This is a genomic window from Herbidospora solisilvae, from assembly GCF_009901565.1.
In the GTDB taxonomy this organism is placed as follows: Bacteria; Actinomycetota; Actinomycetes; order Streptosporangiales; family Streptosporangiaceae; genus Herbidospora; species Herbidospora solisilvae.
In genome coordinates, this window is sequence record NZ_WXEW01000005.1 from 605,176 (window position 1) to 611,175 (window position 6,000).

Here is a 6,000-nt window from a genome sequence, read left to right on the forward strand (position 1 = left end):
CCGGCCTTCGAAGAAGGCGTACGATAAAAGAACCGAGGATATTTCGTGCGTTGGCATTCAAGTCGGCGCCACCCGCGGCGATGAACGTTTCCGGCCCGTGTTCAGGGCCTGACAGGCCAGGCGACGATGATGACAGCGCTCCTTTCCGAGCCCCGGATCAGCCTGAATCCCCTCCTCGACCGAAAGGGGACCGTCGACGGGGCGTGGTGGCCCAACACCCGGGACGCCGCGGCTGAACTGCCCGGCCTCATCTCCGCCGTCGACCGGTGGCTCGGCAGGGCCGTCTTGCGGGTGGGCCTGCAGTTGCAGGCATGGGACAACATCCCGCACCGCATCCCGGCACCCGGCCGCCAGGTCAGAGTCGGCTGGTTCCGCAGTGGCGATCCCAACCTGATCGTTTTGAACATCGCGGGAACCGAGCCCGTCACTCTGTTGGTGATCCCCGCCGGCACCCCGCAGGGCGAGGCCGTCGCCGCGCTCGCCGCCGCCGCCGCGGGAACGGTCGGCGTCCGCCCCGCTGACATCCTCCACCCCCCAGGCGAGGGCACTTCGGATCGTGACGGCTCGCTCTGCTGGGAGAACGAGGGCGGCCACGTCGCCGGTCCCAAACCTGTGCGACCCGCCACATCGGCCTGATCTGACCGAGATCAGCGCACGGCGGCAGCGGAGGCTGATGGAACAGCAACGGACGGCGAGAGTGTGGGGACTGATCTTCGCCCATGCCCGCGCGGACGGTCGGCCTATTTCCATCGACACGATCTGCCACGCGTGTGCCGACGCTTTCGGCGCCACCGGGGTGACGATCGCCCTCACCGGGGACCTGGCGGCGTACGAACCGGTCTCCGCGACGAGTCCCGCCGCCCAGTTGTCCGCCGATCTCCAGGTCACGTTCGGAGAGGGCCCCGGCCTGGCCGCGCTGGCCGACCGGCGTACCGTGCTGGTCCCCGATCTGGACGCGGCGGAGACCGTCACGCGGTGGCCGGTGTTCGCCCCGGCGGCCGTCAAGGCCGGCATCCGGTCGGTGCACGTCTTCCCGCTGCTGCTCGGCGCGATCACGATCGGCGTGCTGGAGATCAACCACGCCACTTCCCGGCTGCTGCTCCCCGATGAGATCGGCGACTCGCTGATCTTCGCCGACGCTGCCCTGCTCATCCAGACCCATCAGCTCGTCCACCTCGGCGCCGACCCGGCCGATCCGCGACTCGGGCAGGTGGAGCGGTGGGCGGAGGTACACCAGGCGACCGGCATGGTCGCCGCCCAGATCGACGCCGATCTGACCACCGCTTTCGTCCGGCTCCGCGCCCACGCCTACGTCTCGGGGCGCAGCCTGCGTGAGGTGGCGCACGACGTGGTGGCGCGAACGCTGCGGCTGGAACCGTGGATGGACAATCGAGAGAGTGAGGACTGAGGCAGGTGACAGAGATGCTCTACCGAAGAGCGGCACAGGTTTTCGTCGAACTCGCCGACACCCTGGTGGCCGAATTCGACGTCATCGACTTCCTGCAGTCATTGGCCGAACGCGCCGTCGAGATCTTCGATGTGGACGCCGCCGGAATCGTCCTGGCCGATCCGCGCGGCACCCTGACCCTGGTCGCCGCCTCCAGCGAGGAGGTGCGGCTGCTCGAGTTGTTCCAGTTGCAGGAAGAGGAGGGCGCCTGCTTCGACTGCTACCGTAGCGGCACCGCGGTGACCTGCGCCGATCTGTCGGCCGACCTGTCGCGGTGGCCGATGTTCTCGGCCACCGCGCGCGAACTCGGCTTCTCGGCGGTGCACGCCTTCCCGCTGCGGCTGCGTGATCAGGTGCTCGGCGCGATAGGCCTGTTCAACGCCGGTCCCGGTGGGCTGTCGGACGACACCCTCACCGTGGCGCAGGCGCTGGCCGACGTGGCCACGATCGGCATCCTGAACGAGCGCACACTGCGCGAGCACCGGGTGATCACCGAGCAGCTCCATTTCGCGCTGAACAGCCGGGTACTCCTCGAACAGGCCAAGGGCATGCTCGCGGAGCGGGCCCAGATCGAGGTCGGCGCGGCCTTCGCCATCCTGCGCAAGTACGCCCGCGACCACAACAGAACGCTGTCGTCGGTCGCCCGGGAACTGATCGACAACCGAGGGGGGATGACCGACCTCATCGCTGCGGCGACGAAACCCGCCGACTGATCATTCAGGGAGCCATACTCTCTTCGACGTGGGCGTCATTCGCCCCCATGTCCACCGTGTACGGGCCGAACTTGGGCCAGCCGGTGCGAACGAGGACCCGGTGCAGCCATCCGGACACCGAGACGATCTGCGCGCGGCCGTTCCGCTGTGCGCTCTCCAGGGTGCGCAGGCTCTCCACGTCGATGAAACTGATCCCGCCCAGATCGAGACAGGGCGGCCCGTCGTCTCGCCGCACCGCGGTCAGCGCCGCCATCACCGCGACCATGCCCCGGTAGTCCAGCTCGCCGTCCACCCGCACACCCGACCCAGCGGTCAGGGGGGTGATGCGCATGCTTTCGTCGTGGTGCTCGAGAAACGCCCCGATGTCCATTGTCCGTCCTTCGCGTGTTTGAACACCAAGCCGCAGGGACTGGACGGCACGAACAGCGTCGCGTATCCGCTCCGGTTGGACGGTGCGACGCATTTCAATAATGAGCGTACGCCTCATATGGGGTCGAAGAGCTCCTGGTAACCCTAATAACCCCCGAAAACGAGGCCCAACTCATCACCGCGGACGCAAAGAGGCCCGCACCGGCGAGCGGAGACCGGCGCGGGCCTAGCGGGTTCGGTGACCTGTGGACTGCCCCTCGACGACGGCGTCCTCACGGGCCTCGATGATCCGTTTGAGCTGACGCAGCCGTTCTGTGGATTTGCCGCCGGCAGCCCGCATGGCGACCTCCGCGCCTCGCCCACCGGGGGCGGGCGACACCCGGATCAGGTGCTTTCCCGCGAGCCGGACGAGGGCCGCGGGTCTGTCGGGGCCCGTCAGCTCCTCGGGTTCACACTCAATGGTGAGCGTGAACCACCTGCTGGAACCGGGCCCGCGCGACGAACTCAGCAGCCGACGCGCGATGAGCGCGACGCCGATACCCGCCGCCACTGCGGCGAGCCCTTTCACGCCCGTGCCCGGTGCGGGTGACGCGACAGCAGGACGCCCAGCGCGATCATGACGACGCCCAGGACGAAGTGCAGCCAGTCGTCAGCGGTGTTCAGAGGCACGAAGTTGGCGGCGCTCTCCTGACTGACGATGAGGCCGTACACCCACAGGATGAGGTAGATGATGCCGCCGCCGATGAGGAAGAGGCGGGCGCTGTCCCAGGTGCGCGCCATCGCGATGCCGGCGACGCCGAAGATCAGGTGGACGATGTTGTGGAGCACCGACACCTGGAAGAGCCCGAACAGCATGGCCATCGACTCGTGGCCCGCGGCCCCCATGGAGTTGTACTGGGTCGTGATCCCCGGGATGAAGCCGAGGATACCGACGATCAGGAAGACGACACCGACCGCGAGAGACGCCTGCTGGAGGCGGGTGCGGGTGAGTTCTGCCCGTGTACTGGTCATGATCTTCTCCTGGAGGTTCATGTTCCCTGTGGCGCTGCGGTTGACGGCGGCATGCAAAGGGTGCGTTCTCATCCATCGCTCGTGCGGCGAGATGGAATGTGCGGCGCCATGGCGCCGAAGGGTTGGGCGAAGCGGCGGCCCTGACGGCGTGCACCGCTCGTATGTGTTCGGACAGTGTTCCCGAGTGGCCCTGCCCAACGACTCCGCACCGGAAACAGCTCCTCCGGGTCCCCCGTGGGCGGTGCCGGGCGGTTTCGGAGTTCTGCCCCGGCGCGATCGCCGCCGGGGCCTGGGGCTTCCTCTAGTGCTGGTCGCTTAACCGGGAGGTCTGCTCCTCGGCGTGCTCCCTGCGCCGCGTCGGGCGCCGACTCCTTGACGTGCTGGACGGCATCCCGCGCCGTCGAGCCGGCCTCCTTGCCGAGCGTCTGGGCCGACTCCTTCAGTGCGGTGACCACCGGCTCGACGTACTCGCCGACCTGCTCTTCGACCTGGCGGGCGGTGCGGCGCTCGGCGATGGTCTGCGGGATGAGCACGGCGGCCAGAGCGCCCGCGCCGAACGCGATCAGCCCCGCGGCCATCGGGTTGCCCCGCACCGTGCGCCTCGCCGCGCCGGGCGCGGCCTTGACGGTGCCGGTGGCGCTCGACAGGTTCTGCCGCATGCCGCCCCCGGCCTTCTCAGTGGTCCCCATGACACGCTCCGTAAGGTCGCGGGTCCTGTCGCGGATGCCGTCGGCGCGTCGTCTGATGATCTGCCGGGGCTGGTCTTCTCCGTGAGCCGGTCGACGTCCTCGCCTTCAGTTCTTCAGATCGCGTGCCCATCGAGCGTCCTCCTTGAGGGTCCGTACGGTCTCCTCGGACACGGGGTTGACCTCGCGCATCCTGGTCCTGCCGAGGACGAACATCGCGGCGGCCGCGGCCCCCACAACAGGGCGACGACGAGCCCCGCCCACCCGGCGTCGATGACGCTGTCCAGCGCCCACACCAGGGCGAGGCTCAGGAACAGGGCGGTCATCCAGCCGGCGACCCCGGCGCCGCCGAACAGGCCGGCGGCTTTGCCGGCCTTGGCGACGCGCGGCCATGAAGCCCGCCGCGATCGCACCGACCAGGAACAGACCGGGCCGCCTGCGGGCGAAGTCCTACGCGTCGGAGGCGGCGCCGCCGATCCCTCGGTTCTCCAGGTAGTCGGCTGCCTTATGCCCGGTGCCCGCGACCTGCCGCAGCACGCCGTGCACCGGGCTGTCGGGCTTGCCGCCGTCGGTCATCGTGGTCAGGTCGTCGGTCCAGGTGCGAACACCCTGTGCCGCGCCGCGGCTCTGCGTGTCCGCCTGCTCACGGATACGTCCGCGCAGCTGACCGACCGCCTGGCCGGCCTGGGTGCGCATCTCGCCGCCGACGTCGCGGACCTGCTCCCTCGCCTCGGACGCGGTGTCGGCGGCCGCGTTCCAGGCACGTTATAGGGTGCCTGGATCGTGGCCAGTCGTGCCGGATCTCGGATACTCACTCACTACCGGCTCCTTTGCCGTTGCGACCGGTAACCATCCCGTCTGCCCGTCCAACCCCCTTCCAACCTGATGTGATCACACGGATATCCGTACGGTCATCGATTGGCGGCATCCCGTGCTCGGGGATTTCCGCGGGTAGACGCCGTGGTCTGCACCGATGGAGATCACGTCGGCTGAGCGACGGCTCAGCAGGGGGGCGTGACTGCTCTGGCGCTCACCCCCGTGGGATCGGCCGGTCGCCGATCCCGTGGTAGCCAGGCCCCTGAACATGACGGCCGCGGCTTCGCGCACTCGCCCTGATGGGTCCGCCCTGTCGCGTACATCCAGACGAGTGAAACGCCCTCGGCGTGCGATGCCGCCCTGGCGCTGTCTGTGTGACGAAACGACGGGTGCAGTCCTGGGCTCCGGCGGAAGCCGGGGCGGCACCTTCAGCGAAAGGACGCGTCAGCCCGTCGTCCGGAAGCCGCCCACGGACGGCACGGGAGCGGGGGCGAGCGGAACGTCGTCGTGGGCGTTCTTCGGGTTCCGGTAGTCGTCGAGGAAACCGCCATGCCTGGGGTACTCGCGATCACCTTGATGGCCGCGGTCACCGAAGTCACCGAGGTCCCCGAGATCGCCGGAGTCTTCTCGGTCGCCCTCACCGCCAAAGTCGCGCTCGGGAGCACCCTCATCGTCAAGGTCGCCTTCGGGAGCGCCCTCATCGGCAAGGTCGTCCTCGTCAAGGTCGTCCTCGTCGTCCTCGTCTCCGTTGTCGTCCGGCGGAATCGGTGTAAGCGTCGGCGTCGAGGTCGGAGTTGAGGTCGGCGTCGAGGTCGGAGTTGAGGTCGGAGTTGAGGTCGGAGTTGAGGTCGGAGTTGAGGTCGGAGTTGAGGTCGGAGTTGAGGTCGGAGTTGAGGTCGGAGTTGAGGTCGGAGTTGAGGTCGGAGTTGAGGTCGGAGTTGAGGTCGGAGTTGAGGTC

10 protein-coding genes are annotated in these 6,000 nt (G+C 68.5%); 3 read left to right on the top strand and 7 right to left on the bottom strand.

Going from position 1 to position 6,000, the window contains the following annotated elements; translation table 11 throughout:
- The first annotated feature begins 129 nt into the window (after positions 1-129).
- From GT755_RS19605 to GT755_RS19615, 3 genes are all read left to right on the top strand, one after another.
- Positions 130-636 carry a DUF5994 family protein gene (locus GT755_RS19605; RefSeq protein ID WP_161481102.1) on the top strand — a complete coding sequence of 169 codons (507 nt, stop codon included), beginning with the start codon at positions 130-132 and terminating at the stop codon, positions 634-636.
- Between the two features lie 61 nt (positions 637-697).
- Positions 698-1,408 carry an ANTAR domain-containing protein gene (locus GT755_RS19610; RefSeq protein WP_161481103.1) on the top strand — a complete coding sequence of 237 codons (711 nt, stop codon included), beginning with the start codon at positions 698-700 and terminating at the stop codon, positions 1,406-1,408.
- Positions 1,409-1,422: 14 nt separating this feature from the next.
- Entirely contained in the window at positions 1,423-2,160 is a 738-nt protein-coding gene (locus GT755_RS19615) for a GAF and ANTAR domain-containing protein (RefSeq protein WP_161481104.1), read from the top strand.
- 4 nt (positions 2,161-2,164) lie between these two features.
- Here the strand turns inward: GT755_RS19615 and GT755_RS19620 are convergent, their stop codons facing one another.
- The 7 genes from GT755_RS19620 to GT755_RS38630 form a co-directional block, all read right to left on the bottom strand.
- Positions 2,165-2,530, bottom strand: coding sequence for an STAS domain-containing protein (locus GT755_RS19620; RefSeq protein WP_161481105.1), 366 nt, complete (start codon positions 2,528-2,530; stop codon positions 2,165-2,167).
- 225 nt (positions 2,531-2,755) lie between these two features.
- Positions 2,756-3,097: a hypothetical protein gene (locus GT755_RS19625; protein ID WP_161481106.1), complete on the bottom strand. Its 342-nt coding sequence runs from the start codon at positions 3,095-3,097 to the stop codon at positions 2,756-2,758.
- Positions 3,094-3,540 carry a DUF4383 domain-containing protein gene (locus GT755_RS19630; protein ID WP_030455050.1) on the bottom strand — a complete coding sequence of 149 codons (447 nt, stop codon included), beginning with the start codon at positions 3,538-3,540 and terminating at the stop codon, positions 3,094-3,096. Before GT755_RS19630 ends, GT755_RS19625 begins: the two co-directional genes overlap by 4 nt.
- A gap of 68 nt (positions 3,541-3,608) precedes the next feature.
- Positions 3,609-4,229, bottom strand: a complete 621-nt coding sequence (locus GT755_RS19635) for a hypothetical protein (protein ID WP_161481107.1) — start codon at positions 4,227-4,229, stop codon at positions 3,609-3,611.
- Between the two features lie 113 nt (positions 4,230-4,342).
- A complete protein-coding gene (locus GT755_RS41595; RefSeq protein ID WP_407929416.1) occupies positions 4,343-4,552 on the bottom strand; it encodes a phage holin family protein in 210 nt (69 codons plus the stop codon).
- A gap of 124 nt (positions 4,553-4,676) precedes the next feature.
- On the bottom strand, positions 4,677-4,922 hold the full coding sequence (locus GT755_RS19640; protein WP_161481108.1) for a hypothetical protein: 246 nt from the start codon (positions 4,920-4,922) through the stop codon (positions 4,677-4,679).
- An 838-nt stretch (positions 4,923-5,760) separates the two neighbouring features.
- On the bottom strand, positions 5,761-6,000 hold a 240-nt coding region (locus tag GT755_RS38630), incomplete at its 5' end, for a hypothetical protein (RefSeq protein ID WP_202610212.1).